The sequence below is a fragment of the Labrys wisconsinensis genome (genome assembly GCF_030814995.1).
GTDB classification, from domain to species: Bacteria; Pseudomonadota; Alphaproteobacteria; order Rhizobiales; family Labraceae; genus Labrys; species Labrys wisconsinensis.
The window spans coordinates 1-24,895 of the sequence record NZ_JAUSVX010000019.1; the positions used below are offsets into that span (position 1 = coordinate 1).

Annotated in this window: 23 protein-coding genes and 1 pseudogene; 13 read left to right on the plus strand and 11 right to left on the minus strand. The window is 67.2% G+C overall.

Annotated elements, in window-relative coordinates; all coding sequences use genetic code 11:
* Both QO011_RS34470 and QO011_RS34475 read right to left on the minus strand, forming a co-directional pair.
* Positions 1-257, minus strand: a pseudogene (locus tag QO011_RS34470) (transposase); the annotation flags it as partial.
* Between the two features lie 284 nt (positions 258-541).
* Positions 542-1,156, minus strand: a complete 615-nt coding sequence (locus tag QO011_RS34475) for a Urease operon accessory protein (RefSeq protein ID WP_307282625.1) — start codon at positions 1,154-1,156, stop codon at positions 542-544.
* Between the two features lie 193 nt (positions 1,157-1,349).
* On the opposite strand from QO011_RS34475, the gene QO011_RS42625 reads away from it, so the two are divergent.
* Positions 1,350-1,715, plus strand: coding sequence for a hypothetical protein (locus QO011_RS42625; RefSeq protein WP_442358312.1), 366 nt, complete (start codon positions 1,350-1,352; stop codon positions 1,713-1,715).
* A 342-nt stretch (positions 1,716-2,057) separates the two neighbouring features.
* On the opposite strand, the gene QO011_RS34485 is transcribed toward QO011_RS42625, so the two are convergent.
* The 6 genes from QO011_RS34485 to QO011_RS34510 all read right to left on the minus strand — a co-directional run bounded on the left by QO011_RS34485 (position 2,058) and on the right by QO011_RS34510 (position 8,476).
* Positions 2,058-2,810 (minus strand): ribonuclease activity regulator RraA, encoded by a 753-nt coding sequence (locus QO011_RS34485; RefSeq protein ID WP_307282628.1) that lies wholly within the window; start codon positions 2,808-2,810, stop codon positions 2,058-2,060.
* A 36-nt stretch (positions 2,811-2,846) separates the two neighbouring features.
* Entirely contained in the window at positions 2,847-4,001 is a 1,155-nt protein-coding gene (locus QO011_RS34490; protein WP_307282630.1) for a mandelate racemase/muconate lactonizing enzyme family protein, read from the minus strand.
* 27 nt (positions 4,002-4,028) lie between these two features.
* Positions 4,029-5,126: an ABC transporter ATP-binding protein gene (locus QO011_RS34495; protein WP_307282632.1), complete on the minus strand. Its 1,098-nt coding sequence runs from the start codon at positions 5,124-5,126 to the stop codon at positions 4,029-4,031.
* A 10-nt stretch (positions 5,127-5,136) separates the two neighbouring features.
* Positions 5,137-6,018 (minus strand): carbohydrate ABC transporter permease, encoded by an 882-nt coding sequence (locus QO011_RS34500; protein ID WP_307282635.1) that lies wholly within the window; start codon positions 6,016-6,018, stop codon positions 5,137-5,139.
* Positions 6,015-6,971 carry a carbohydrate ABC transporter permease gene (locus QO011_RS34505; protein ID WP_307282955.1) on the minus strand — a complete coding sequence of 319 codons (957 nt, stop codon included), beginning with the start codon at positions 6,969-6,971 and terminating at the stop codon, positions 6,015-6,017. Before QO011_RS34505 ends, QO011_RS34500 begins: the two co-directional genes overlap by 4 nt.
* A gap of 83 nt (positions 6,972-7,054) precedes the next feature.
* Positions 7,055-8,476, minus strand: a complete 1,422-nt coding sequence (locus tag QO011_RS34510) for an extracellular solute-binding protein (protein ID WP_307282958.1) — start codon at positions 8,474-8,476, stop codon at positions 7,055-7,057.
* A gap of 288 nt (positions 8,477-8,764) precedes the next feature.
* On the opposite strand from QO011_RS34510, the gene QO011_RS34515 reads away from it, so the two are divergent.
* The 3 genes from QO011_RS34515 to QO011_RS34525 are packed head-to-tail and all read left to right on the plus strand — an operon-like array spanning position 8,765 to position 12,002.
* On the plus strand, positions 8,765-9,487 hold the full coding sequence (locus QO011_RS34515; protein ID WP_307282963.1) for a GntR family transcriptional regulator: 723 nt from the start codon (positions 8,765-8,767) through the stop codon (positions 9,485-9,487).
* Complete coding sequence (locus tag QO011_RS34520; protein WP_307282638.1) at positions 9,487-10,794, plus strand: mandelate racemase/muconate lactonizing enzyme family protein; 1,308 nt, start codon at positions 9,487-9,489, stop codon at positions 10,792-10,794. The genes QO011_RS34515 and QO011_RS34520 overlap by 1 nt, the downstream gene beginning before the upstream one ends.
* An 11-nt stretch (positions 10,795-10,805) precedes the next feature.
* The gene (locus tag QO011_RS34525; RefSeq protein WP_307282641.1) at positions 10,806-12,002 is read left to right on the plus strand and encodes a mandelate racemase/muconate lactonizing enzyme family protein; all 1,197 of its coding nucleotides are present in this window, start codon (positions 10,806-10,808) and stop codon (positions 12,000-12,002) included.
* Between the two features lie 155 nt (positions 12,003-12,157).
* On the opposite strand, the gene QO011_RS34530 is transcribed toward QO011_RS34525, so the two are convergent.
* Positions 12,158-12,772 carry a hypothetical protein gene (locus QO011_RS34530; RefSeq protein ID WP_307282644.1) on the minus strand — a complete coding sequence of 205 codons (615 nt, stop codon included), beginning with the start codon at positions 12,770-12,772 and terminating at the stop codon, positions 12,158-12,160.
* A 136-nt stretch (positions 12,773-12,908) separates the two neighbouring features.
* On the opposite strand from QO011_RS34530, the gene QO011_RS34535 reads away from it, so the two are divergent.
* The 8 genes from QO011_RS34535 to QO011_RS34570 all read left to right on the plus strand — a co-directional run bounded on the left by QO011_RS34535 (position 12,909) and on the right by QO011_RS34570 (position 21,581).
* Positions 12,909-13,805: a helix-turn-helix domain-containing protein gene (locus QO011_RS34535; RefSeq protein WP_307282646.1), complete on the plus strand. Its 897-nt coding sequence runs from the start codon at positions 12,909-12,911 to the stop codon at positions 13,803-13,805.
* A 128-nt stretch (positions 13,806-13,933) separates the two neighbouring features.
* Positions 13,934-14,992 (plus strand): maleylacetate reductase, encoded by a 1,059-nt coding sequence (locus QO011_RS34540; protein WP_307282649.1) that lies wholly within the window; start codon positions 13,934-13,936, stop codon positions 14,990-14,992.
* Between the two features lie 54 nt (positions 14,993-15,046).
* Positions 15,047-16,366, plus strand: coding sequence for an ABC transporter substrate-binding protein (locus QO011_RS34545; protein WP_307282652.1), 1,320 nt, complete (start codon positions 15,047-15,049; stop codon positions 16,364-16,366).
* A 15-nt stretch (positions 16,367-16,381) separates the two neighbouring features.
* A complete protein-coding gene (locus QO011_RS34550) occupies positions 16,382-17,098 on the plus strand; it encodes an ABC transporter ATP-binding protein (protein ID WP_307282654.1) in 717 nt (238 codons plus the stop codon).
* Between the two features lie 9 nt (positions 17,099-17,107).
* A complete protein-coding gene (locus QO011_RS34555) occupies positions 17,108-17,809 on the plus strand; it encodes an ABC transporter ATP-binding protein (protein ID WP_307282657.1) in 702 nt (233 codons plus the stop codon).
* Positions 17,810-17,813: 4 nt separating this feature from the next.
* Positions 17,814-18,683 (plus strand): branched-chain amino acid ABC transporter permease, encoded by an 870-nt coding sequence (locus QO011_RS34560; RefSeq protein WP_307282659.1) that lies wholly within the window; start codon positions 17,814-17,816, stop codon positions 18,681-18,683.
* 8 nt (positions 18,684-18,691) lie between these two features.
* Positions 18,692-19,819 carry a branched-chain amino acid ABC transporter permease gene (locus tag QO011_RS34565; RefSeq protein WP_307282663.1) on the plus strand — a complete coding sequence of 376 codons (1,128 nt, stop codon included), beginning with the start codon at positions 18,692-18,694 and terminating at the stop codon, positions 19,817-19,819.
* Positions 19,812-21,581 carry an FAD-dependent oxidoreductase gene (locus QO011_RS34570; protein WP_307282666.1) on the plus strand — a complete coding sequence of 590 codons (1,770 nt, stop codon included), beginning with the start codon at positions 19,812-19,814 and terminating at the stop codon, positions 21,579-21,581. The genes QO011_RS34565 and QO011_RS34570 overlap by 8 nt, the downstream gene beginning before the upstream one ends.
* Positions 21,582-21,621: 40 nt before the next feature.
* On the opposite strand, the gene pobA is transcribed toward QO011_RS34570, so the two are convergent.
* Complete coding sequence (pobA, locus tag QO011_RS34575; protein ID WP_307282668.1) at positions 21,622-22,791, minus strand: 4-hydroxybenzoate 3-monooxygenase; 1,170 nt, start codon at positions 22,789-22,791, stop codon at positions 21,622-21,624.
* A gap of 129 nt (positions 22,792-22,920) precedes the next feature.
* Here pobA and QO011_RS34580 point away from each other — a divergent pair, with 129 nt between their 5' ends.
* Positions 22,921-23,793: a helix-turn-helix domain-containing protein gene (locus QO011_RS34580; protein ID WP_307282671.1), complete on the plus strand. Its 873-nt coding sequence runs from the start codon at positions 22,921-22,923 to the stop codon at positions 23,791-23,793.
* A 15-nt stretch (positions 23,794-23,808) separates the two neighbouring features.
* On the opposite strand, the gene QO011_RS34585 is transcribed toward QO011_RS34580, so the two are convergent.
* Positions 23,809-24,759, minus strand: coding sequence for a helix-turn-helix domain-containing protein (locus QO011_RS34585; protein ID WP_307282675.1), 951 nt, complete (start codon positions 24,757-24,759; stop codon positions 23,809-23,811).
* Positions 24,760-24,895 lie beyond the last annotated feature (136 nt).

Below are 24,895 nucleotides of genomic sequence, written 5' to 3' on the forward strand. Positions count from 1 at the left end.
CAGGTTGTATGTCGCCTTGAGGATAGCCAGGCCCGCCATCTCAACGCGAATGCGGAGCATTCGTCGTCAGCCGGGTCGGCAGCGGCGGGCGGCCGTCCCGGGTCATCGTCGTAGACCGCCCCGAACTGCTTCTCCAGGAAACCCCAGTCGATCGTCCGTGCCAGCTTCACCAGCGCATGGCCCATGTCGAGGATCTGGTCGAGCCGGGCCCGGAACAGGTCGGTCTGGCCGCCCTCCCGCCGTTCTCTCGGACGCATGGCTCGCTCCATCGCCGCCTCGTCGTGACGACGGAGTCACGCGCAGAACGCCCCGTCAATTTGCCGGAAATCGCTGTCCACATCCGCGATCTCCGGCAATCGCCAATACTTGGAGAATACGGAAACTCTCCACCCTTCAAAGGGTTGCGAGTTCTTCACAGGCGACTATTTCGAGCCGTTGCGTCGTTATGCCCGGCCCTCCCGCTCCCGAGGAATGAGTTTGTCATGGTCGAGGCTGAGAAAAAATGGAGCGGGCCGTTGGCACTCTCTTGTCGCCCAGTGGGCTATGGGCCTGGCGCGACGAGTGTCGGACGCGCCGGCGGAATAGTGTCCCGAAACAGCTTTCCTTCGGCCACCTTCCGATCCACCCATTGTTCCTCGGCAACCCATGGATGCTCTCCCGATCCCTGGTGGCTGAAGCCGGCGACAACGATACGATCAACCGTGGAAGCGACATTCCATAGGACATCGGCAGCAACGATGAGCCCCGAGGAAGGGACAGCATAGGGTGGCGGCGAAAATGCCGCGAGTTCCTCGTCCAGCCGCTGATGCGTAGCCGCTGACAGTATCCTCAACCGCTTGCCGTGCCGGTCGCATATCTCCTGGATACCTCCACTATAGTCGATGCACATATCCTCGAATCCAGGATAAGCACGGACAAACTCCGGGCGAATGGCGTCGAGCCAGACCGGATCGCGAACGCACCAGATCTCCGCTGCCGCTGCTATGCCTGGGACGGTAACCCATGAAGGATTTTCTACAATCGCCTTGCCGTCTATCCCGCTGTTGGGAACAGCCACCACATCAGTCCGCCAGGCGTCTTCACCGGCCGATCGGCAATCGTTGAAGCGGATTACAAGATCAGCAGAGAGCACCGTCTGCCGTCCTTGGTCACTCACATCGCCATTTCCGACGATCGCGATAATTCGCCCCGACATTACAACTCAGGCCCCTCATTTCCCGAAGCCACCGGCAAATGCATCCCGAATTTCCCGTAGATTTCGGCCCGCGTGATCCTGCCCATCGCGGAGGCCCTGCCCTGCTCGCTATCAGCCGGATCGCTGAACAGGTCGAGAGATCCGTCGGCATTCAATGTACCAGCAGGATCGTCGCGTCGTCCATCTCCGGTCTCCGTTCCTCAAGCGGACCTCCGATATCGTCCCCAATCGAGACTCTCCGTCGGCGATCCCGCTGCACGAGAGCTATCGCGAAGGTGGCAGGGTCAAGAGGCATGGCCTGGTCCTGGGCCAATCCTATGCCCGGGCCGGCAAGTTCGCGCTGATCAAGCACCGGCGCTATGCCCACGCCAAGCAGTTCAAGCGCGCCAGCAAGGCCCTCAAACGCCTGCGCACCATGCAGGAGGCGGTGACAACTTCCTGGTGGGAACAGCCGGCGATGCCAACAACGCCGTCCTCGCCGCCGTCGGATACAACTTCAGCCTCATCCTCAACTGGCTGAGGTCGCTTTGGTGCGCTCTCGTCCTGGCTGCATCGGGATTCTTCACAGGCGGCTTAGGGTGCTGGAACGCTGAAAGCCGCGCCGTTGGGGCGGCTTTGATTGTATTGCTTATCTTGTCTGGTTGCGGGGGGCAGGATCTGAACCTGCGGAACCATCGAGCGCGGACATGACCGGAAGCGCACCGCAGTGCCGGAGTCAACCGCTTCAGCGGGTGCGCAAGGCGGGGACCGACGTCTCGATCCGATGTCACAGGCTTACGGGTGGCGACATCGGCATGCCGCCGACGCCCCCCAAAGACGACCGGTCGGCAGCATGGGCCGCTCGCGGAGCGGCTCGGGCGCCTCAAGTGCCGGCTTGCCCGGCGGGATTCGCCCTGCGCCATTCCTCATACTCGGCTCGGGCATCGTCGTGCAGGGGGTAGTAACGCTGCAGCGGCGCGCCCTGCATCAGCTTCATGCGGGAGAAATCCTCCCATTCATGATGCACCTTGGAGGTCTCGACGACCTTGCCGGCCAGGGCGACGGGCACGACCACCGCGCCATCGTCATCGGCCACGACGATGTCGCCGGGAATGACGGTGACGCCGCCGCAGGCGATCGGCACGTTGACGGCAAAGGGCATCAACCCCGTCTGGGTATGGAAATTCGGCGTCCAGCCGCGGACCCAGAGCGGCAGGTCGAGCTTCCTGAGGTTGGGATAGTCGCGCAGGCACCCGTCGATGACCATGCCGGCGCCGCCGCGGCCCTTGAAATAGGTCGACATCATGTCGCCGAACACGCCGGCGGTCATGTCGGCGCGCGCGTCGACGACCACGATGTCGCCTTCCCTCACGTGATAGAGCACGTGGCGATGGAGCTGCTTTTCCGGATCGGCATATTCCCCCTCGCCGTAGAGGTCTTCGCGCTTGGGCATGAACTGCAGCGTCAGGGCCGGCCCGGCGATCGACTTGCCTTGGTTCCAGCTCACCGGTCCTGACATGTGCGGATTGCGGATGCCCATATGGCCGAGAATGCCGGCAACGGTCGCCGCGCCGAGCGCGTGCAGTGCGGCGACCAGCTCCCTGTCGGGGCGCGTGATATCCGGCGTATGGGTCATGGCACGTCTCCTTGAGCCCTCGACGCGGTCGAGGCCCTACCAGTTGGTGATCGAACCGTCGGCGCGCCGCAGATGCGGCGGCTCCCAGAATTTGAAGCTCTGCTTGCGGATCAGCGCCTCGTCGACCTCGATGCCGAGCCCCGGTGCATCGCCGACCTCGTAGACCGCGCCGGCGAGGCGCGGCTGGGTCGTGAAGATCTCGCCGTCGTCGAAGCCGAGATGGCGCTCGCCCGGCGAGGCGCGGGTCTCCAGCCAGGCGAAGTTGGGCACGGCCGCGGCGAAATGGATGGTGGCGGCGGTGCAGATCGGCCCCAGCGGATTGTGGGGCATCATGTCGACGTAATGAGCCTCGCTCCAGCCGGCGACCTTCATCGCTTCGGTCAGCCCGCCGACATTGCAGACATCGATGCGGTTGAACTGGTGGATGTCGCGCTCGACATAGGGCAGGAACTGCCACTTGCTGGCGAATTCCTCGCCGATGGCGAAGGGGATGTCGGTGAGCCTGCGCAGGGCCTCATAGGCCGCCGGCGTCTCGTCGCGGATCGGCTCCTCCAGGAAGTCCAGCGTTCCCGACGGCATCTTCTGGCAATAGGACGCGGCTTCGGCGACCGAAAGACGGTGGTGATAGTCGATGCCCAGCACCACGGCGTCTCCCAGCTCCTCGCGCGCCTTCGCGCACCATCTGGCCGTTTCGCCGATGCTGCGGCGCGGCTCGTAGACGCCGCTGCTGTCGTGGTCCGCGGGGAGGAGGCGGATGGCATTCCAGCCCGCCGCCATCAGGTCCCTGGCCTGCTCGATGATCTCGGGCCCGCACGGGCCGCGGGTCGTGGCGAAGGTCGGGATGTGGTCGCGCTGCTTGCCGCCGAGCAGCTGGTAGACCGGCACGCCCAGGGCCTTGCCCTTGATGTCGTGCAGCGCAATGTCGATGGCGGAGATGGCAGCGGTGAGCACCCGTCCGCCCTCGAAATACTGGCTGCGATACATCTCCTGCCACAGCGCGCCGATCGCCATCGGATCGCGCCCGATCAGGAATTCGCGATAATGCTCCATGGCACCGACCACGGCCTTCTCGCGGCCGGAGAGCCCGCTCTCGCCCCAGCCATGGACGCCCTCGTCGGTCTCGACCTTGACGATGAGCTGGTTGCGCGTGCCGACCCAGACCGGATAGGGCGTGATTGCACTGATTTTCATGGGACTTTCCGAACCGATCCGAATCCGTCACGCCACCTTGAGAGCCATCGTCGTCCGGCCGTCGAACAGGTGCAGCCTGTCCTGGTCGAACGCGATCCACACCGCCTCGTCCGGCTCGACCGCCACGCTGGGATCGAGGCTGATATTGATGACCTCCGCATCGACGACGACCTGCACGAAGGTGACGTCGCCGGTCGGCTCGACGCTGTAGATCTTGCCCGGTACCCGCCCGGGCGCAGCCTGCCTGTGCAGCTTGAGCGTGGAATGGCGGGCGCCGAGCACCGCCTTGCCGGTGCTGGAGCCCTGCGCCTTGCGGGCGTTGAGCGGGGAAAGCGGCAGGGTCCAGCCGCCGGCTCCCCTGAGAGCCATCGTGCCGCCTTCGCTCGCGACATCGACGGGAATGAGGCTCATGGCCGGGCTGCCGACGAAGCTGGCGACGAACGTATTGACCGGATTGGCGAAGACGTTGGCCGGTGAATCATATTGCTGCAGGAAGCCGCCATGCATCACGGCCATCTTGTCGGCCATGGTCACCGCTTCGAGCTGATCATGCGTGACATAGACGATGGTGGCGTTGAGGTTGTGGTGGAAGCGCTTGATCTCGCTGCGCATCTGCACGCGCAGCTTGGCGTCGAGGTTGGAGAGCGGCTCGTCCATCAGGAACACGGCGGGATCGCGCACCAGGGCGCGGCCGAGCGCCACCCGCTGCTGCTGGCCGCCCGAGAGCTCGCGCGGGCGGCGCTCCAGCAGATGGGTGATGTCGAGCACGGCAGCGGCCTCGCGCACCTTCTTCTCGATCGCGTCCTTCGATTGCCTGCGCATCTGCAGCGGGAAGGCGAGATTGTTGAAGACCGTCTTGTTGGGATAGAGCGCGTAGTTCTGGAACACCATCGCGATGTCCCGGTCCTTGGGATCGAGATCGGTCACCACCCGCTCGCCGATGACGATCTCGCCCGAGGACAGCGGGATCAGGCCGGCGATCAGGTTGAGCGTCGTGGTCTTGCCGCAGCCCGAGGGCCCGACCAGCGCCACGAACTCGCCGTCCTCGACCCTGAACGACACATCCTGCACCGCATGCACGGCGCCATAGGATTTCATCACGTCCTTGAGGACCACTCCGGCCATCAACGACCTCCTAATGCTTGACGGCACCCTCGGTGAGGGCGCGCACGAAGTATTTCTGCAGGACGAGGAAGAGCACGACGACGGGCACGCTCATCAGGAAGGTCGCCGCCATCAGGCCCGGCCAGTCGGTGGCGAATTCGGTGAAGAAGCGCTGGATGCCGACGGGCAGCGTCATCGAGTCCTGCTTCGACAGGAAGGTGTAGGCATAGACATATTCGTTCCAGGCGCCGATGAAGGAGAAGATCGAGGTGGCGATGATGCCGGGCGTCGAGAGCGGCATGACGATCAGCAGGAAGGCCTGGAAGCGCGTGGCGCCGTCGATGCGGGCCGCCTGCTCGAGCTGCACCGGGATGTTGTCGAAGAAGCCCTTGAGCAGCCAGATCGACAGCGGCAGGCCGAAGGTGAGGTAGGTCAGGATCAGCGAGCCGTGGGTGTTGACGAGGCCCATCCAGCGCATCAGCAGGAAGAGCGGCATCAGGAAGACCACCGCCGGGAACATGTTGCGCACCAGCACGGCGAAGAACAGCAACTGCCGGCCCGGGAAGCGGAAGCGCGAGAAGGCATAGGCCGCCGGCACCGCCACGACGACGCCGAGGATGGTGGTGGTGAGCGAGACGAAGAGACTGTTCCAGAAATAGAGCAGGAATTCCCGGCCGGTGGAATCGGCCGGATTGATCAGGCGCCAGTAATTGGCGAGCGTCGGCTCGGCGGGCCACCATTGCGGCGGATATTGCAGGGCGGCGAACTGCGTCTTGATCGAGGTCAGCACCATCCAGGCCATCGGCAGCACGGTGAAGACCAGGAGGAACAGGATGGTCAGCCGCCCGGCCCAGCGCCAGCCGTCGAAGGGCTTGCGGGCGGCGCGGCGGGCGGGCTGCGGGGTGGCGGTCATTGCGCCCTCCCGTCGTCGCCGCGCGTCAGGGCCTTCACGTAGAAGGTGCCGAGCACCATCATCACGACGAACAGGATGACCGCATAGGCCGAGGCGACGCCGTAGCGCTGGCGGCCGAAGGCGATGGTGTAGATGTCGGTGATCCAGATGTCGGAGGCGCCGGCCGGGCCGCCGCCCGTCATGATCCAGGGGATGATGAAGGCGTTGAAATTCGCCACCATCAGCAGCAGCACGGTGACCATCGACACGCCCCTGAGATGCGGGAAGGTCACGTGCCAGAAGCTCTGCCAGGTGTTGGCGCCGTCGACGCGCGCCGCCCGCAGCAGCTGCTCCGGCACGGTCTGCAGCCCCGCCATCAGCATCACCATGGCGAAGGAGAACTCCTTCCAGACATTGACGACGATCAGCGAGGGAAGGACGGTGGTGGTGTTGTCGAGAAAGTTGATCGGCCTGTCGGTGATGCCGAGCTGCACGGACAATGCGCCGATGACGCCGAAATCGGAGTGGTAGAGCCATTTCCAGACATAGGACGCGGCAACGGCGCTCACGACATAGGGAATGAGCAGGATGGCGCGGAGCAGGCCCCTGCCGGCGAACTCGCGGTGCAGCGCCAGGGCCGCGGCGAGCCCCAGGATGAAGGCGAACCCCGTCGAGAGCACGGTCCAGATCAGGGTGTTGAGCGTCACTCTCCGGAAGGAGGCGCTCGACAGGATGGCGGCGTAATTGTCGAGCCCCACGAAGATCTTGTCCTTCATCTGAAGGTTCGGGGGCGTCTTGAAGAAGCTGAGCTCGATCGTGTAGTAGATCGGATAGGCGATCACCACCAGCATCACCAGGATGGCCGGCAGGACGTAGAGGTAGTCGGCACGATGCTCGACGACCTGCCGCAGGATGGAGCCGCGCTTGCGCCGCAAGGCCGGCGCAGGCGCGATGACGTTCCGGTCTGTCGCGATGCTCACGGGCGCGGGCCCTTCCACGGGTTGCATGGAGACGTGCCGCCGGCGGCGAAGGAGCCGCCGGCCGTTCCGTCAGGGCGCTATTGTCCGTCCAGCAGGGCCTGGACCTTGCCGGCCGCATCGTCGGCGGCTTCCGACACCGACATCTTCTGCGTCAGCACGTTCTGCATCATGTCGGGCACGATGTTGTTCATGATCTCGGTCGATTCCGGGATCACCGGGAACGGAATGCCGTTGGGCAGCATCGACGTCGTGACGTCGAGGAACTTGATGCTGTCGAGACGCTGCTTCATCCACTTGGTCTTGAAGCCGCGCAGGTTGCTGGGATTGGAATCGACCCAGGCGAGCTTGGTCGACCATTCCGGACCGGTCCAGAAGCAGACCAGCGCCTTGGCCGCCTTCTCGTCGAGGCCGCCGTCGACATAGTCGGTCTTGACGATGTGGATGTTGGAGCCACCGAACACCACGGCGCGCCGGGCCGGCCCCTTCGGGATCAGGCCGTAGCGCATGTTCTGAACCACCTGGTCCGCAACCGCCTTGTCGGCGCCGGTGGCCTTGGCGGCGAGGTCCACCATCTTGGCGTACTCGGCCGGGTGGGCGATCATCATGCCGAGCTTGCCGGCGATGAAGGGGTTCTGGTTCTCGTTCTGGGTGTTGGTCAGGGCCGAGACCGGCACGGACTTGTCGCGCACATACATGTCGTAGATCGATTGCAGCGCCGCCTTGGCGCCGTCATTGTTGATCTCCACGGCCTTGTAGGTCGGCTTGTCGCTGGCTTCGTCGAGCGCGCCGCCGCCGAAGGCCCAGAGCTGCGGCATGAAGCGGAACGGCGTGTTGCCGGCGTTCTGCTTGGCCACGAGCCCATAGCCGGACAGGCCCAGCCTGTCGTGGATCTGTCTGGAATAGGTGACGACATCGTCCCAGGTCGCCGGCGGATGGTCCGGATCCAGGCCCGCCCGCCGGAAGATGTCGGCGTTCCAGATCAGCGCCATCGTCTCGTTGTTGGTGGGAATGCCGTAGGACACGCCGTCATAGGTCACCGACTTCAAGGCGCCCGGCCAGAAATCGGCGGCGGAATAGCCGACGTCTTCCGGTTTCAGCGGCATGAAATAGCCCTTGGATGCAAATTCGACGCTGCCGAGGATCTGCAGCCGCACGACCATCGGCGCGGCATTCCCGAGCGTCGCGGTGCGCAATTTGTCGATCAGCTGGTTGTAGTCGATGTTCTGGTAGTCGAGCCTGATGTTGGGATAGGCGGCCTTGAAGGCAGCCCAGAATTCCTCGTGCACCTTGCGCGAGATGTCGGGCGAGGCGTCGTTCGGCCCGGTCCACCAGACCGACACCCGGCCCTTGGTGTCGAGCGGCACCACCTTGGAACACTCGGCCGCGGTGTCGACCTCCTCCGTGCCGGCAATGGAGCGAATATAGTCGGGCGACCATCTGCTGAGGTCGACGCTCTGGGCATGGGCGGCGGTGGTCGACAGCGATACGGCCAGGCCCATCGCCAGCGCCCCTCGGCGCAACGGCCGGCCGGCCGCAATGGCACGATCTTGCGACTTTTCCACTGGATCCCTCCTCCCGACGACAGTCCGCCTCCACGGCGGCCGCGGATGCGCGTCCGCATCCGGCTCAGTCCCTCCCGGACGTCCGGTATCCTCCGGCTTCATCCCATGCCCCGACACTTCCAAACCAAAACCTATCTGTCAATCTGAATGAGATCGTACATTATTTTTCGCAGTTGACACATGATCGGCTTGGCATGCTGTAGGAACGGGGTTAAACCGGCTGATATGGACAAGACGACCGTCATCCCCTTCCCCGCGGGAGAAGCCGCCGAGCAGCCGGGCCGGGTCTATGAACGGATCCGCGATGAGATCGTCTCGGGCCGCCTCGGCCCCAATGACCGGCTCAAGGTCGCGGAGCTGGCCGTGCGCTACGGCACCTCGACCAATCCGATCCGCGAGGCGTTGCAGCAGCTCAGGGGGGAAGGCTTCGTCATCATGGAGCCCAACCGGGGCGCACGCGTGCGGCCGATCGACGAGGAGTTCGTCCGCGACATCGTCGAGATCGAAGTGCTGATCGAACCGGCCATGACGCGCTGGTTCGTCTCCATCGCCGGCGATGCCGACATTGCCGCCCTGGAGGCGGTGCAGACCGAAATCGAGGACCTCAACTTCGCCGATCCCGCCCGGCATGGCGCGCTCGACACGCGCTTCCACCAATTGATCTATGACCGCCACTACAACCGTCATGCCGCGGTGCTGTGGTGGACGCACCGCGAGATCCTGCGCGCCATCAGCCGGCGCTTCCCGACATCGCTGAGCCGGCGCACGGCGGTGATCCGCGAACATCGCGAGCTGATCGAATGCATCCGTGCCCAGGATGCCGACGGCGCCGCGCGGGTGGTCGCGCGCCATGTCGAAGGGTCCGGCCGTCACATCATCGAACAGATGCGGGCCGCCAGGAGAAAGGACCAGGTGACGCCGCCCCTGGCCAGCAAAAGGGAAGACTGATGAGGAACGCCAGCACGCCGCTTGACACGATCCAGGACAGCATACGCACGGCCTCGCAGCCCAGCGAGCTGCGCATCACCGATATCCGCACCGCCACCATCGTCGGCCACGGCTACTATCCGATGCTGCGCATCGACACCAACCAGGGCATCCATGGCCTCGGCGAGGTGCGGGACGGCGCCCATCACGACACGGCGATGCGGCTCAAGCACCTCCTGGTCGGCCAGAACCCCTGCAATGTCGACTATCTCTTCAAGTCGATCAAACGCTATGGCGGCGAGAGCCGCGAGGGCGGCGGCGTCTCCGGCATCGAGATCGCGCTGATGGACCTCGTCGGCAAAGCCTATGGCGTGCCCTGCTACCAGCTCCTCGGCGGCAAATACCGCGACAAGGTGCGCCTCTATGGCGACACGCCGGCGCCCGCCAAGATGACGCCGGAAGGCTATGTCGAGGTGGTGAAGGCGCGCAAGGCACTCGGCCTCACCTTCATCAAGTTCGACCTGCCCGGCCAGCTCTTCGAGGCGACGCCGGGCGCGCTGATCGGCTCGAAGACCAGGTATGAATATCCGCAATACCGGCAATGGTACGTGCCCGGCCGCGGCCCCGGCCCGCGCATCAGCCAGGCCGGCGTCGAGCTCGCGGTCGAGATCACGCGCGCCGTGCGCGCGGCGGTGGGCGACGAGATCTCGCTGTGCACGGATCACTTCGGCGAGGGTTTCTGCACGGCGGACGAGGCGATCCGGATCGGCCATGCGCTCGAGCCGTTCAACCTCGCCTGGGTCGAGGACCCCCTGCCCTGGACCGATATCGCCAACCACAAGAAGGTTGCCGACGCTCTGCTCACCCCGGTGGCGGCCGGCGAGGACCTCTATCTGTGGGAAGGCTTTCGCGAGGCCATCGAGACGCGGGCCTTCGACATCATCCACCCCGACATGCTGACCTCGGGCGGCCTGATCGAGACCAAGCGCATCGCCGACCATGCCGAGCGCTTCGGCATCCCGACCGCCCTGCATGCCTGCTGCTCGCCGATCGGCTTCATGGCCAATGTGCATCTCGGCGCCGCCGTCGCCAGCCTGGTCGCCGTCGAGCACCACGGGCTCGACCTCCCCTTCTTCACCAGCCTGGTGACCGGCCTCGACGACGACTACATGGCCGACGGCTATGTCAGCGTGCCGGCCAGGCCCGGCCTCGGCATCGACCTCAACGAGGACGTCATCCGCGAGCATCTGCGCGACGGCGCGCAGTACTTCGCCGACACCAGCGAGTGGAATCGCCTGCGCGTCGGCTTCGACCGCGTGCCGCACTGAGAGCTGCGCTCATGAAGATCACGGATCTCAGGTGCGCCGTCATCGGCCGCCATCCCATCGTGCGCATCGTCACCGACGAAGGCCTGCACGGCCTCGGCGAGGTCGAGTACACCAAGCCCTATCTCAAGCCCTGGGTGCTGCATTTCCGCGAGGCACTGATCGGCGAGGATCCGACCGACGTCGAACGGGTGATGCTGAAGATCCGCCAGCGCGGCTCCTTCAAGCCCTATGGCGCCGCGGTGAGCGCCATCGAGCACGCCCTGTGGGACATCGCCGGCAAGGCGGCCGGTGTGCCGGTGTACAAGCTGCTGGGCGGCAAGGTCCGCGACAAGGTGCGCGTCTATAACGGCTCGATTCGCCGCAAGAGGACCGGCGACAACCCCGAGGACTATGCCGCCGATGTGAAGTGGATGATGGAGCGGCCGGAAAACTTCTTCATGGTGAAGCAGGGCATCAGCTTCCACTCCAACATGAAGCGCTCAGTGCCGGGCTTCCATTACGGCATCACTCAGCCGCCGGACTATCATGGGGCCATGGACCAGGGCCCGATCAGCGACCGCGGCATGGCGCATCTGATCGACTGCGTCATCGCCATGAAGGAGGTGCTGGGCGACAAGGTCCGCCTGGCGCTCGATTGCGGCCCGGGCTGGATGCTGCCCGATGCCATCCGCTTCGCCCAGGCGGTGGAGACGTACAACCTCGCCTGGCTGGAGGACATGCTGACGGGCGACTATGTGCCCTGGGTGAACCCGCAGGCCTATCGCGAGCTGACGCTGTCGACCTCGACGCCGATCCATACCGGCGAGCAGATCTATCTGCGCCACAATTTCAAGGAGCTGATCGAGACGCAGGCCGTGCGCATCATCGGACCGGACCCGGCCGATATCGGCGGCATCGCCGAGCTCAAATGGGTGGCCGAGCACGCCTATATGCATTCGATCCTGATGGCGCCGCACGGCACGGCGAACGGGCTCCTCGGCCTCGGCGCGCTGATCAATGTCTGCGTCACCCTGCCCGCCAACTACATCGCCTTCGAATATCCCTCCGCCTCCGATCCGTGGTGGCACGACATCGTCACCGGCCTGCCGAAAGAGATCGTCAGGGACAGCATGGTCGACCTCCTCGAGGCGCCGGGCCTCGGCCTCGACATCGACGCCGAGGGAGCGAAGCAATATCTCAGGGAGGAGGATGCGGGCTTCTTCGACTGAAGCGTCTTGGGATCTGGCGGAATCGCCAGGGATCGCCAAGACGCGTCGAAACAAGGAGCGGGAGCAAAGCGGCATACAGGCGCATAGCCCGGCGATGGGCCTGCTCTGCGCGGTTGCAATCGGGTAACGTTTGGAGGAACCTCAAAAAGTCCAGATCAGCGAAGGAAAACAAAGTGCGCATTTTGGCTTGCACGCAGTTCCTGGTCTTCGTCGCATTTTTGGCGGCCTGCACGACAGACCAAGGAAATGCTGGTCAATCCGCGAATAACAGGGCGCAGTGCATCGATTTCGGCTTTAGAGAGGGCACCGACGCTTTCGCCAACTGCATGATGCAGCTTTCTTTGAAACAGGAGCGCCAACAACAGCCCGATCACGATACACTTCTTCGCCGATATAGAAATCTGAGCATGGCTCGGCGTGGCGATAGTCGCTATCCCGTATGCAGCGCGGTTGACATGGACAACGAACTCGATACCTCGGCGAACAAGTGGGTTGGCCCCAATTGCCAGATGGCACCGGATTAGATTGAGTATAGATAATCGCCTATTATTTTTCGATGCGGCGAATTTCCTGAAATATCCGGCATATTCGAGAGTGCTGTTTCCATCCAAACCTGCTTTGCTTCGGGCGTAGGGTCGGGCGAGCCCCGCCGGGCTTGTCCGTCCGCATGTGCCGCGACGGTGGCGGGCCGGCATCGCGGGTGAATGTGCCGTGGATCTCACGGGTCGAAGCGCTCGAAGACCACCGAGCAGGAGCATGGCCTCGTCCATTCGCCATATCCCGCCCTCGAGCCCGTGCGAGGCCATGGCGCCTGCCGCCGAGCGCTGTGCCTGCGGACGAACTGCGCTTTTTCCGCGTCCCCACATCGGCTAAGCTCGTCGCAAACGACCCACCGTGGAGTTCGGCGTGGGCGCATTCGGGGTTCAGGAAACGCACGGCATCCTCCTGCGCGAGGAGAACCGGTCTTTGGCCTCGAGCGAAGGCTTGGGCTGGCGGTCGGTGTTCACCTCGATCCAGCGCGAGCAGCCCTATGAGGATTCCTACGATCCGCGGCCCGACCATCTGATCATCCTCCACCTCGACAGCTATGTCCGGGTCGACCGCTGGCTCGGCGTCAGCCGCGAGAGCCGCATGATCGCGCCGGGCGGCACCTTCATGGTGCCGGGCGGCATGGATTTTCGCGTCCGGCTCAACGATCCCCTCCGCACGATCCACTTCTACCTCCGCCATTCGGTGCTCGCCGAAGTGGCGCAGGAGCTCTGCAGGGGCGATCCCGACCGGCTGGAGCTCCTGCCGCGCATCGGCGAGGCCGATCCGCTGATCGAGCGGCTGATCCTGTCCGTCCGGGACGAGCTGCTCGCCGCCAACGCCCTTGGCGAGGCCTATGTCGACTATGTCGCGCGCATGATGGCGGCGCGGCTGATCCGCAACCACAGCGCCGACACGATGCGGGTCAGGCCCGAGCTCGCGGCGCCGAGCGACCTGCAGCGCAGGGTCGGGCGCGCCACCGAGTTCGTGCAATCGCAGCTGCACCGCTCGATCCGGCTCGACGAGCTCGCCGGCGCCGTCGATCTCAGCGTCTCGCAGCTTGCCAGCCTGTTCCGCCGGGCGCTCGGCCAGCCGCCGCATCGCTTCATCATCAACCTGCGCGTGGCGCGCGCCCGCGAGCTGCTGGCGACGTCGGACCTGCCGCTGGCCGAGATTGCCCTCGCCTGCGGCTTCTCCCACCAGGAGCACATGACGCGGATCTTCCGCCGCGAGATCGGCCTCACCCCGGCCGCCTATCGCCGCTCCATCGCCTGATCCCGCCGCTCCGCGCCGGTGTTTTGTGCAGAACGCACCGGCGTTCCGTGCAGGACCCTCCGCTGCATCAGCCACATGCTGCGCGCCATGCGGGGTGATGCCCCGCACCACCGGGATGCGACGGTTCCATGCAGGGATTCGTCTACGAGCGCCTGCCGGCACGGGTGATCTTCGGCCACGGCACCTTCCGGCGCCTGCCGGAGGAAGTGGCCGGCCTCGGCCTCGAACGCGCCCTGGTGCTGGCGACGCCGCAGCAGGCCCAGGAGGCCGAACGCCTCGCCGCGACTCTCGCCGGGCGCTGCGTCGGCACCTTTGCCGGCGCGCGCATGCACACGCCGGTCGAGGTCACGGCCGAGGCGCTGGAGACAGTGACGGCGAGGCAGGCCGACGGGCTGATCGCCATCGGCGGCGGCTCGACCACGGGGCTGGCCAAGGCGATCGCGCTCAGGACCGACCTGCCCCAGATCGTGGTGCCGACGACCTATGCCGGCTCGGAAATGACGCCGATCCTCGGCGAGACCACCGACGGCCGCAAGACCACGCAGCGCTCCCTGAAGGTGCTGCCCGAGGTGGTGATCTACGACGTCGACCTCACCCTGACCCTGCCCGCCGGCCTCTCCGGCACCTCGGGCATCAATGCCATCGCCCATGCCGTCGAGGCGCTCTATGCCCGGGATGGCGACCCGATCACCGCGCTGATGGCGGAAGAAGGCATCCGGGCGCTCGCCCGCGCCTTGCCGAAGATCGCCGGCGATCCACTCGACCGGGCTGCCCGCGGCGATGCGCTCTACGGCGCCTTCCTCTGCGGGGCCTGCCTCGGCGCCGTCGGCATGGCGCTGCACCACAAGCTCTGCCACATCCTCGGCGGCGCCTTCGACCTGCCGCATGCGCAGACGCACGCCATCGTGCTGCCGCATGCGCTCGCCTACAACGCCGCCGCCGTGCCGCAGGCCGTCGCCCGCATCGAGCGGGCGCTCGGCGGCGTCGATGCCCCGCGCCGCCTCCACGACCTCGCCGGCGCCGTCGCCGCGCCGCGCGCCCTGCGCGACGTCGGCATGCCGGAGGCCGGCATCGCCAGGGTGGCCGACCTGGCCCTGGCCAATCCCTCTTGGAATCCCGTGCCGCTCGAGCGCGACGGCATCGAGCGGCTGATCCGACGCGCCTGGGAAGGACTGCCGCCGGCCTGAGAACGCGGCCAGACAACGACAAGCCGGACGACCGGCCAGATTGGGGAGGACACCATGACTCGCTTTGCCGGCTACACGACATCGCGCCGCGCGTTCCTGAAGGCATCCGCGACCGCCGGCCTTGCCGCTGCGACCATGCCGCTGTTCGCGCCGGGCGTGCGCGCGGCGTCCTCGATCAAGCTCGGCTATGTCAGCCCGCGCACCGGGCCGCTCGCCGCCTTCGGCGAGGCCGACGATTTCGTGATCAAGGGCTTCCTCGAGACCGTCAAAAGCGGCCTGAAGCTCGGCGATGCCACCTATGCCGTCGATGTCGTGGTCAAGGACAGTCAGTCCAATCCCAATCGCGCCGCCGAGGTGGCCAAGGAGCTGATCGTCAAGGACGCGGTCGACATCATCCTGGTCTCCTCCACGCCGGAGACCACCAATCCGGTCGCCACCCAGGCCGAGATCGAGGAGGTGCCCTGCATCTCCACGGTGGCGCCCTGGCAGCCCTATTTCATCGGCCGCCAGAGCAACCCGGCCGATCCCAAGAGCTGGACGCCGTTCAACTCCACCTTCCATTTCTTCTGGGGGCTGGAAGACGTCATCGCCGTCTTCACCAACATGTGGGGCCAGCTTGCGACCAACAAGTCGGTCGGCGGGCTCTTCCCCAATGACGGCGACGGCAATGCCTGGGGCGACGCCAATGTCGGCTTCCCGCCGGTGCTGGCGAAGCTCGGCTACCGGCTCACCGATCCCGGCCGCTATCAGAACCTGACCGACGATTTCTCCGCCCAGATCGCCGCCTTCCGCAAGGCGGAGGTCGATATCGTCACCGGCGTGGTGATCCCGCCCGATTTCACCACCTTCTGGACCCAGGCGAGCCAGAAGGGCTTTCGACCCAAGGTCGCCTCGGTCGGCAAGGCGCTGCTGTTTCCGGTCGCCGTCGAGGCGCTCGGCAAGGCCGGCCACAACCTCTCGTCGGAGGTCTGGTGGACGCCGACCCACCCGTTCAAGTCCTCGCTCACCGGCGCATCCGCGGCCGAGATCGGCGCGGCCTATCAGCAGGCGACCGGCAAGCCCTGGACCCAGCCGATCGGCTTTGCCCATGCGCTGTTCGAGGTCGCCATCGATGCGCTGAAGCGCTCAGCCGATCCCAAGGACGCCAAGGCCACTATCGCCGCGATCGGCGCGACCAGCCTCGACACCCTCGTCGGGCCGATCCGCTTCGGCCAGGAGACCGTGCCGCCCTTCGCCCGCAAAAACGTCGCCAAGACGCCGCTGGTCGGCGGCCAGTGGCGGCTCGGCAGCGACGGCAAATACCAGATCGTCGTCACCGACAACCAGACCGCGCCGCAAATCCCGATCGGCGGCCAGATGCAGGCGATCGCCTGAGGCGCGGAGACGGCCATGCTGCTCGAGCTTAAGGACGTGCGAAAAGCCTACGGCTCGCTGGTGGTGACCGACGGCGTGTCGCTGTCCGTCACCGAGGGCGAGGCGCTGGGCGTGATCGGGCCGAACGGCGCCGGCAAGACCACGCTGTTCGCCCTGATCACCGGCGCGGTGAAGCCCGATGCCGGCGCCATCCGGCTCGACGGCCGCGACATCACCGCGATGCCGGCGGCGCAGCGCTGCCGCGCCGGCATCTGCCGGTCGCACCAGATCCCGCACCCGTTCGAGACGCTGACCGTCTTCGAGAATCTGCTGGTGGCCGCCTGCTTCGGCCGTGCCATGCGCGAAGCCGAGGCGGCCGACTGGTGCGTCGAGGTGCTGGCGCTGACCGGGCTGCTGGCCAAGGCCAACCGGCTCGGCGGCACGCTGACGCTGCTCGACCGCAAGCGCCTGGAAATGGCCCGCGCCCTGGCGACGCGCCCGCGGCTGCTGCTGCTCGACGAGATCGCCGGCGGCCTCACATCAGCCGAGTGCGAGGCGCTGGTCGGCACCATCCGCACCATCCATGCCGGCGGCACCACCATCGTCTGGATCGAGCACATCGTCCACGCGCTCCTGGCCGTGGTCGGCCGGCTCACCGTGCTCAACTTCGGCCGCAAGATCGCCGAAGGCGAGGCACGCAGCGTGATCGGCCTGCCCGAGGTGCGCGACATCTATCTCGGCTCGCCGGTCTGAGGACACGCCATGGCCCTCCTCGACATCACGGCGCTCGATGCCTTCTACGGCGACTTCCAGGCCCTGTTCGGCCTCGACCTGACGGTCGGACGCGGCGAGACGCTCGCCATCATCGGCGCCAACGGCGCCGGCAAGTCGACGCTGCTGAAGACCATCACCGGCCTGATCCCGGCGCGGCGCGAGGCCGTCCGCTTCGACGGAGAGCCGATCGGCGGCCTGCCCGCGGCTGACATCATGAGGCGCGGCATCGCCATGGTGCCGGAGGGCCGCAAGCTGTTCCCCTCGCTCACGGTCGAGGAGAACCTGCTGGTCGGCGGCTGGGGCCGCAAGGGCTCGGGCCGCTGGTCGCTGGCGGCGCTCTACGAGCTGTTCCCGATCCTGGGCGCGCGGCGGAACAGTCCGGGCACCGCCCTGTCCGGCGGCCAGCAGCAGATGGTGGCCATCGGCCGGGCGCTGATCTCGAACCCCAGCCTGCTGCTCTGCGACGAGATCTCGCTGGGTCTCGCGCCGATCGTCATCCGCGACGTCTATGCCTGCCTGCCCTCGATCCGCGCCGAAGGCACGGCCATCGTGCTGGTCGAGCAGGACATCGTCCAGGCCCTCGCCGTCGCCGACCGGGTGGTCTGCCTGCAGGAGGGCCGCGCCACGCTCGAGGGCCGACCCGCCGAGCTCAGCCGCGAGGCCATCCAGCACGCCTATTTCGGAGACTGACGGCATGGCCACCCTCTTCGACATCCTGGTCCAGGGCACGCTGCTCGGCGGGCTCTACGCCCTGTTCGCCGCCGGCCTGTCGCTGATCTTCGGGGTGATGCGGCTGGTCAACCTCGCCCATGGCGATCTCATCGTCCTTGCCGCCTTCCTGATCCTGGTGCTGGCACGCGCGCTCGGGCTCCACCCGATAGCGGCGGCGCTGCTCTGCCTGCCGGCCATGGCCGTGCTCGGCTACGTCCTGCAGCGCGGCGTGCTCGACGCCGTGCTCGGCAGGGACATCCTGCCGCCGCTGCTCACCACGTTCGGCATCTCGATCATCGTGCAGAACGGCCTGCTGCAGGCCTTCTCCGCCGACAGCCAGCGCCTGTCGGCCGGCGCCCTGGAGACCGCGTCGCTGCCGGTCGGCGGCGGCCTCGCGATCGGCGTCCTGCCGCTCGCCACCTTCGTCACCGCCGTGCTGGTCATCGTCGGGCTCAACGCCGTCTTCTACGCGACGCCGCTCGGCCGCGCCTTTCGCGCCGTCTCCGACGATCCCGCCACGGCCCAGTTGATGGGCATCGACCCCAGGACGCTCTTCGGCCTCGCCATGGGCCTGGCGCTCGCGGTCTCGGCCATCGCGGCGCTGTTCCTCGGCATCCGGGCCAATTTCGATCCGACCATCGGGCCGGCGCGGCTGATCTTCGCCTTCGAGGCCGTGATCATCGGCGGGCTCGGCAGCCTCTGGGGCACGCTCGCCGGCGGCATCGTGCTCGGCATCGCCCAGACGCTCGGCGCCGCCGTCAACCCGGAATGGCAGATCCTCTCGGGCCACCTCGCCTTCCTCGTCGTCCTGGTGCTCAAGCCGCGCGGCCTGTTCCCGCGCGCCGGCGAGTGAGCCCGCCCATGTCGATCCTCGCCTCTGCCGAGAGGGTTCCGGCCGAAAGGGAGCGGCACTACCGCGTGGCGACCGGCACGCGCGCGTCGACCATCGCCGGCCTGCTGGCCGCGCTGGTGCTCGCCGGCCTCGCGGCGCTGCCGCTCCTCGCCGGCCGCGGCCTGGTGCAGGACCTGTTCACCGTCTTCACCATGCTGGCGCTGGCGCAATATTGGAACCTGCTCGCCGGCTTCGCCGGCCTGGTCTCGGTCGGCCAGCAGGCCTATGTCGGGCTCGGCGCCTATCTCCTGTTCGGCCTCACCGCCGCGGCGGGCCTCGATCCGGTGCTCGCCATCCTGCTCGCTGGCGTTGGCGCCGTCGTCGTCGCCGTGCCGACCGCCTTCGTCGTCTTCCGCCTGCGCAGCGCTTATTTCGCCATCGGCACCTGGGTGGTGGCCGAGGTGTTCCGGCTGGTGCTGGCGCAGGTCAAGTCGCTCGGCGGCGGCACCGGCATGTCGCTGCCGCGGGAGGTGACCAACGACAGCGCCCTGGTGCGCCTCACGGCCGAGCTCCTGGGCCTGCGCACGGCCGCGGCCCGCGACGTCGCCAGCTACTGGCTAGCTCTCGCCCTCGCCGCCGGCACCATCGCCTTCGTCTATGCGGTGCTGCGCTCGCGCCGCGGCCTGGCCCTCGCCGCCATCCGCGACAGCGAGACCGCGGCGCTGTCGGTCGGGGTCGACGCCTTCCGCCTGAAGCTCCAGGTCTACCTCGTCGCCGCCTTCGGCACCGGCCTCACCGGCGCGCTGATCTATTTCCAGAAGGCCCGCATCTCGCCCGACGCGGCCTTCTCCGTGCTCGACTGGACCGCCTATGTCCTGTTCATCGTTGTCATCGGCGGCCTCGGCTCGATCGAAGGCCCGATCGTCGGCGTCGCCGTGTTCTACCTGCTCCAGGATCAGCTCGCCGGCTTCGGCTCCTGGTACCTGATGCTGCTCGGCCTCATCGCCATCCTGGTGATGCGGTTCTTCCCCAAGGGCTTGTGGGGCAGCATCGCCCACCGTTTCGACCTGTCGCTGTTCCCGATCCGCCGGCACCTCGTGCCGCGCGATGGGACGGCGACGCATCCGCTCTCGTCCCAAGGAGGCGATCATGATTGAAACCGACGTGCTGATCGTGGGCTCCGGCCCGGCCGGCTCCGCCTCGGCCCTGGCGCTCTCGACCTACGGCATCCGCAATGTCGTGGTCACCAAATATCGCTGGCTCGCCGACACCCCGCGCGCCCACATCACCAACCAGCGGACCATGGAGGTGTTCCGCGACCTCGGCATCGAGGACGAGGTCAACGAAAAGCGGGCGGCCTGGAACCTCATGGGCAACAATGTGTTCTGCACCTCGCTCGCCGGCGAGGAGCTCGGCCGCCTCTACTCCTGGGGCAATCACCCCAGCCGCCTCGCCGACTACACGCTGTCCTCGCCGACGACGATCTGCGACGTTCCGCAGAACCTGCTGGAGCCGATCCTGCTCGGCAACGCCGCGGCGCGCGGCTCGCGGGTGCGCTTCGACAGCGAATATCTCGCGCTCGAGCAGGATGCCGACGGCGTCACCGTCACGGTGCGCGACCGTCTCTCCGGCGAGGACTTTCAGGTCCGCGCCAAATACCTCATCGGCGCCGATGGCGGCCGCTCCAAGGTCGCCGAGGATATCGGCCTGCCGATGCAGGGCAGGATGGGCGTCGCCGGCTCGATGAACATCGTGTTCGAGGCCGACCTCTCGCGCTATGTCGCGCATCGGCCGAGCGTGCTCTACTGGGTGCTGCACCCCGGCGCCCATATCGGCGGCATCGGCATGGGGCTCGTGCGCATGGTGCGGCCCTGGCACGAATGGCTGATCGTCTGGGGCTACGACATCGGCGGGCCGCCGCCCGAGATGACGGACGAGCTCGCCGTCGAGGTGGCGCGCAACCTGATCGGCGACCAGACCATCCCGATCCGGATCAAGTCGCACAGCCTGTGGACGGTGAACCACATGTTCGCGCTGTCCAACACCAGCGGCCGGGTGTTCTGCATGGGCGATGCGGTGCACCGCCATCCCCCGTCCAACGGCCTCGGCTCCAACACCTCGATCCAGGACGCCTACAACCTCGCCTGGAAGCTCGCCCATGTCCTGAAGGGCAAGGCCGATCCCTCGCTGCTGCAGAGCTACGACGCCGAGCGGTCGCCGATCGCGCGCCAGATCGTCGAGCGCGCCAACAAGTCGATCGAGGAATTCGGCCCGATCTTCGAGAGCCTCGGCCTCCTGTCGACCACCGACCCCGAGCAGATGCAGCGCAACATGGCGGCCCGCAAGGCGGCGACGCCCGAGGCGGCGGAGCAGCGCGAGACGCTGCGCAAGGCAATCGCCTTCAAGTCCTACGAGTTCAACTGCCACGGCGTCGAGATGAACCAGCGCTACGCCTCCGCCGCCGTGGTGAGCGACGGCACCCCGGAACCCGCCTGGACGCGCGACCGCGAGCTCTACTACCAGGCCACGACCTGGCCCGGCGCCCGTCTGCCGCATCTCTGGCTGGAGCGGGACGGCAGGCGGATCTCGACCCTCGACGTCGTCGGCCAGGGCCGCTTCACCGTGCTCACCGGCATCGGCGGTGAAGCCTGGGTCGAAGCGGCGCGCGACATCGCCCGGCAGCACGACCTCGACATCGCCGCCTATGTCATCGGGCCCGACCGCGACCTGATCGACCTCTTCGGCGACTGGGCTGACATGCGCGAGACGAAGGAGACGGGCTGCGTGCTGGTGCGGCCTGACCAGCATGTCGCCTTCCGCGTCCCGGAGGTCACCGCGAATGCGAAGGAGGCACTGGAGGGAGCGCTGCTGCGGATCCTCGGGCGCGCTCCGGCCGTGCAGCGCACCGCCGCCGAATGAGGGCGCTGCTGCACCGGAGCGTTCGGCCACGCAGCCTCGGTCACATCGGCAGGCCGGTATAGTTCTCCGCCAGCACCAGCTGAGCGGCGGGCGAGCCGGCGAGATAGTCGAACTCGGCGCGCTGGATCCGGCGGCCGAACGTGTCCGTCCCCGGGAAGACGTGCAGAAGCGCGGTCATCCACCAGGAGAAGCGCTCGGCCTTCCAGACGCGCTGCAGCACGCGGTCGGAATAGGTGTCGAGGCCCGCCGACGACCGTTCCGCATAGTGTTCAGCGAGGGCCTGCGCCAGGCAGCCGACGTCGGATGCGGCGAGGTTGAGGCCCTTGGCGCCCGTGGGCGGGACGATATGGGCCGCATCGCCGGCCAGGAACAGCCGGCCGAAGCGCAAGGGCTCGGCGACGAAGCTCCTCAGCGGCGCGATCGACTTCTCGATCGCCGGGCCGGTCTGGACCGCTGCCGCCGTCTCGGGATCGAGGCGCCGGCGCAGCTCGTCCCAGAAGCGCTGGTCCGGCCAGGCGGCGACCTCCTCCTCGGCCCCGACCTGGACATAGTAGCGGCTGCGTTGATGCGAGCGCATCGAGCAGAGCGCAAAGCCGCGCTCGTGATGGGCATAGACGAGTTCTGCGGCCGCCGGCGGCCGCTCGACCAGCACGCCGAGCCAGCCGAAGGGATAGGTCCGCTCGAAGCTGCGCAGCGCCCCAGCGGGCACGCTGGCGCGCGAGACGCCGTGATAACCGTCGCAGCCGGCGATGAAGTCGCAGTCGACGCAGTGCTCGACGCCATCCCGGACGAAGCGGACACGCGGCCGCTCTCCGTCGAAATCGTGCAGCGACACCGCCTCCACGTCGTAGATCGACCGAGCGCCGGAGCTGGCCCGCGCCTCCATCAGGTCGCGCGTCACCTCGGTCTGGCCGTAGACCGTGACGCTGCGGCCGGTCAGGGCGCGGAAATCGATGCGCCGGCGGTCGCCGTCGAAGCAGAGCTCGATGCCCTCGTGCACCAGGCCCTCGGCGTGCAGGCGCGCGTCGACACCGGCGGCCGCGAGCAGGTCGACCGTGCCCTGCTCGAGCACGCCGGCGCGGATGCGCCCGAGCACATGCTCGCGGCTGCGCCGTTCGAGGATGATCGTGTCGACGCCGCGGCGCTCCAGCAGGCGCCCGAGCAGCAGGCCGGCCGGGCCTGCGCCGACGATGGCGACTTGCGTCCGCATCGATCCCCCTCCCCGGTCCGGCGCCGCCCCCACGCCCTCCGTGAAGAATGCGCCCGCTGCCGGCTTCGGCCAATGGACAGAGCCGACAAAGACTTGGACAATCGCAACATCCGGCGTGTGGAGACGGCCATGCGGGCGATCCCGACCTATGCTCTCTATGGCGAGCATGACGAGCATCTCGGCTCGGACTGGCTGCATTGCGAAACCATCCTGGCCCGCAGCCGCCTGCATGATTTCCGCATCAAGCCGCACCGCCACGAACGATTCTACCAGCTCCTCCATCTCCAGCATGGTGATGGCGAAACGGTGATCGACGGGCGCAGCGAACGGCTGGCGGCGCCCTGCCTGCTGCTCCTGCCCTCGCTCGTGGTGCACGGCTTTTCATTTTCGCACACAGTCGAAGGCCTGGTGGTGACGCTGTTCGAGCGCCACATGGCCGAGATCCTGCGCGCCTGCCCGGACGCGGCCCGCGGCCTCGATGCCCCGCGCCTCCTGCTGCTCGCCGACCATCCCGATGCAGCCCGCACCATCGCCGCCGGGCTTGCGGCGGTCTGGGCCGAGTTCCAGCAGCGCGATCCGCATCGGCTCGCCGCCATCGAGGCCCATCTCGCACTGGTGCTGATCGCGGCCTACCGGACCGCGGCCGGGCCGCACACCGCGCCATCCGAGAGAGGGGGCCGCGCCCTCGCCCACCTCGCCCGGTTCCGGCAGCTCGTCGACCGGGATTTTCGCCGCCGCCTGCCGATCGAAGCCTATGCCCGGCAGCTCGGCATCACGGTGACGCATCTCAACCGCCTGTGCCGAGACCATCTCGGCGATACCGCGCTCGGCATCGTCAATGCCCGCATCATGCTGGAGGCCAAGCGCTGCCTGACCTTCACCTCGCTCGAGGTCAAGGAGACGGCAGCATCGCTCGGCTTTGACGATCCGGCCTATTTCACCCGTTTCTTCCGCCGCGAAAGCGGCCTGTCGCCCGTGGCGTTCCGGGCCCGGCAAGTCTGATTGCGGCAAGTCTGATCACGGCCAGGCCGCGAAGGAGGTCGGCTCGCCGGCCGGATGCGCCGCAGCGGCCGCCTGACGGAAGGCGCCGGGCGACTGTCCGACCAGACGCTTGAAGAAGCGGCTGAAATAGCCGGGGTCGCGAAAGCCGAGGCCGTAGCCGACCTGCTCCACCGGCACTTGCGTCTGCTCCAGCCGAAGCTTGGCTTCGCTGACGAGGCGGTCATGCACCAGGCCCAGCGGCGTGCGGCCGGTGGTGCGCAGGCAGGCATCGTGCAGGTGCGCCCGCGTCACCCCGAGCATGCTGGCATAGTCGTCGATGCGCAGATTCTCCCGATAGTGCAATTCGGTGAGCTGGCGGAACCGCTGCGCCGTGGTGGCGGCGGTGCCGCGCAGGCCGGCGGTGGCGGTGCCGAGGCCGGACGCGCGCCAGAGATGCAGCAGCACCAGGCCGAGATGCAGCGCCATCATCGCCGAGGCCCCGGGCGGCTGATCGCGGGACTCCCGCACAAGGGCGGAAAAGGCAGTGCCGAGCTCGGCGAGATGCGGCGCGATCCGCTCTGCCGGAGCAATCACCACGCGTTCGAGCATCAGGCGCAGATGCGCCGCCAGCGTGCTGTCGCCGACCGTCCGCCAGACGAAATCCTCGGCCACCGCCAGGGTGACACCGTCGCTGCCGGCCAGGAGCTGGAACGCGCCGACGGCCGGGCGCGGCAGCCAGAGCAGCACCGGCGCGACGAGATCGATCGTCGTGCCGTCGTCTCCGGTGAACGAGGCGCGACCGTGCCCGACGAAGAAGGCGTGGCAGCGTGCCCGCCCGTCGAGGCCCGCCGTCGACCAGGTCCGATGCGCGAACGCCGTCTCCATCCGCGCCGCGATCACCGCCGAGCCGGTCGGATGGGAGATGGGCTGAACGCGCCGATACGCGGGGACGTGATGGACGGGAACGTCGGGAGCAGACGGCTGCATGGTGGGCCCGATCGTGAGGAACCGACGAGAAGCTGCCGCCTTGTCGAGAAAAATGCAACAGATCTCCAGAATAGTGCATTCCCGGCGACCGCAGTCTGGCGCTTACTCCTGTCCAGCCCGGCCGCAGAGCCGGGAC

Excerpts from the sequence above, each read along its gene's own strand:
- QO011_RS34555 (WP_307282657.1), top strand. The coding sequence starts at position 17,108 with ATGGCCCTCCTCGACATCACGGCGCTCGATGCCTTCTACGGCGACTTC.
- QO011_RS34500 (WP_307282635.1), bottom strand. The coding sequence starts at position 6,018 with ATGACCGCCACCCCGCAGCCCGCCCGCCGCGCCGCCCGCAAGCCCTTC.
- QO011_RS34550 (WP_307282654.1), top strand. The coding sequence starts at position 16,382 with ATGCTGCTCGAGCTTAAGGACGTGCGAAAAGCCTACGGCTCGCTGGTG.
- QO011_RS34525 (WP_307282641.1), top strand. The coding sequence starts at position 10,806 with ATGAAGATCACGGATCTCAGGTGCGCCGTCATCGGCCGCCATCCCATC.
- QO011_RS34585 (WP_307282675.1), bottom strand. The coding sequence starts at position 24,759 with ATGCAGCCGTCTGCTCCCGACGTTCCCGTCCATCACGTCCCCGCGTAT.
- QO011_RS34485 (WP_307282628.1), bottom strand. The coding sequence starts at position 2,810 with ATGACCCATACGCCGGATATCACGCGCCCCGACAGGGAGCTGGTCGCC.
- QO011_RS34565 (WP_307282663.1), top strand. The coding sequence starts at position 18,692 with ATGTCGATCCTCGCCTCTGCCGAGAGGGTTCCGGCCGAAAGGGAGCGG.
- QO011_RS34490 (WP_307282630.1), bottom strand. The coding sequence starts at position 4,001 with ATGAAAATCAGTGCAATCACGCCCTATCCGGTCTGGGTCGGCACGCGC.
- QO011_RS34530 (WP_307282644.1), bottom strand. The coding sequence starts at position 12,772 with ATGGACGAGGCCATGCTCCTGCTCGGTGGTCTTCGAGCGCTTCGACCC.
- QO011_RS34560 (WP_307282659.1), top strand. The coding sequence starts at position 17,814 with ATGGCCACCCTCTTCGACATCCTGGTCCAGGGCACGCTGCTCGGCGGG.
- QO011_RS34515 (WP_307282963.1), top strand. The coding sequence starts at position 8,765 with ATGGACAAGACGACCGTCATCCCCTTCCCCGCGGGAGAAGCCGCCGAG.
- QO011_RS34520 (WP_307282638.1), top strand. The coding sequence starts at position 9,487 with ATGAGGAACGCCAGCACGCCGCTTGACACGATCCAGGACAGCATACGC.
- QO011_RS42625 (WP_442358312.1), top strand. The coding sequence starts at position 1,350 with ATGTACCAGCAGGATCGTCGCGTCGTCCATCTCCGGTCTCCGTTCCTC.
- QO011_RS34495 (WP_307282632.1), bottom strand. The coding sequence starts at position 5,126 with ATGGCCGGAGTGGTCCTCAAGGACGTGATGAAATCCTATGGCGCCGTG.
- QO011_RS34510 (WP_307282958.1), bottom strand. The coding sequence starts at position 8,476 with ATGGGCCTGGCCGTATCGCTGTCGACCACCGCCGCCCATGCCCAGAGC.
- QO011_RS34540 (WP_307282649.1), top strand. The coding sequence starts at position 13,934 with ATGCAGGGATTCGTCTACGAGCGCCTGCCGGCACGGGTGATCTTCGGC.
- pobA (WP_307282668.1), bottom strand. The coding sequence starts at position 22,791 with ATGCGGACGCAAGTCGCCATCGTCGGCGCAGGCCCGGCCGGCCTGCTG.
- QO011_RS34545 (WP_307282652.1), top strand. The coding sequence starts at position 15,047 with ATGACTCGCTTTGCCGGCTACACGACATCGCGCCGCGCGTTCCTGAAG.
- QO011_RS34580 (WP_307282671.1), top strand. The coding sequence starts at position 22,921 with ATGCGGGCGATCCCGACCTATGCTCTCTATGGCGAGCATGACGAGCAT.
- QO011_RS34570 (WP_307282666.1), top strand. The coding sequence starts at position 19,812 with ATGATTGAAACCGACGTGCTGATCGTGGGCTCCGGCCCGGCCGGCTCC.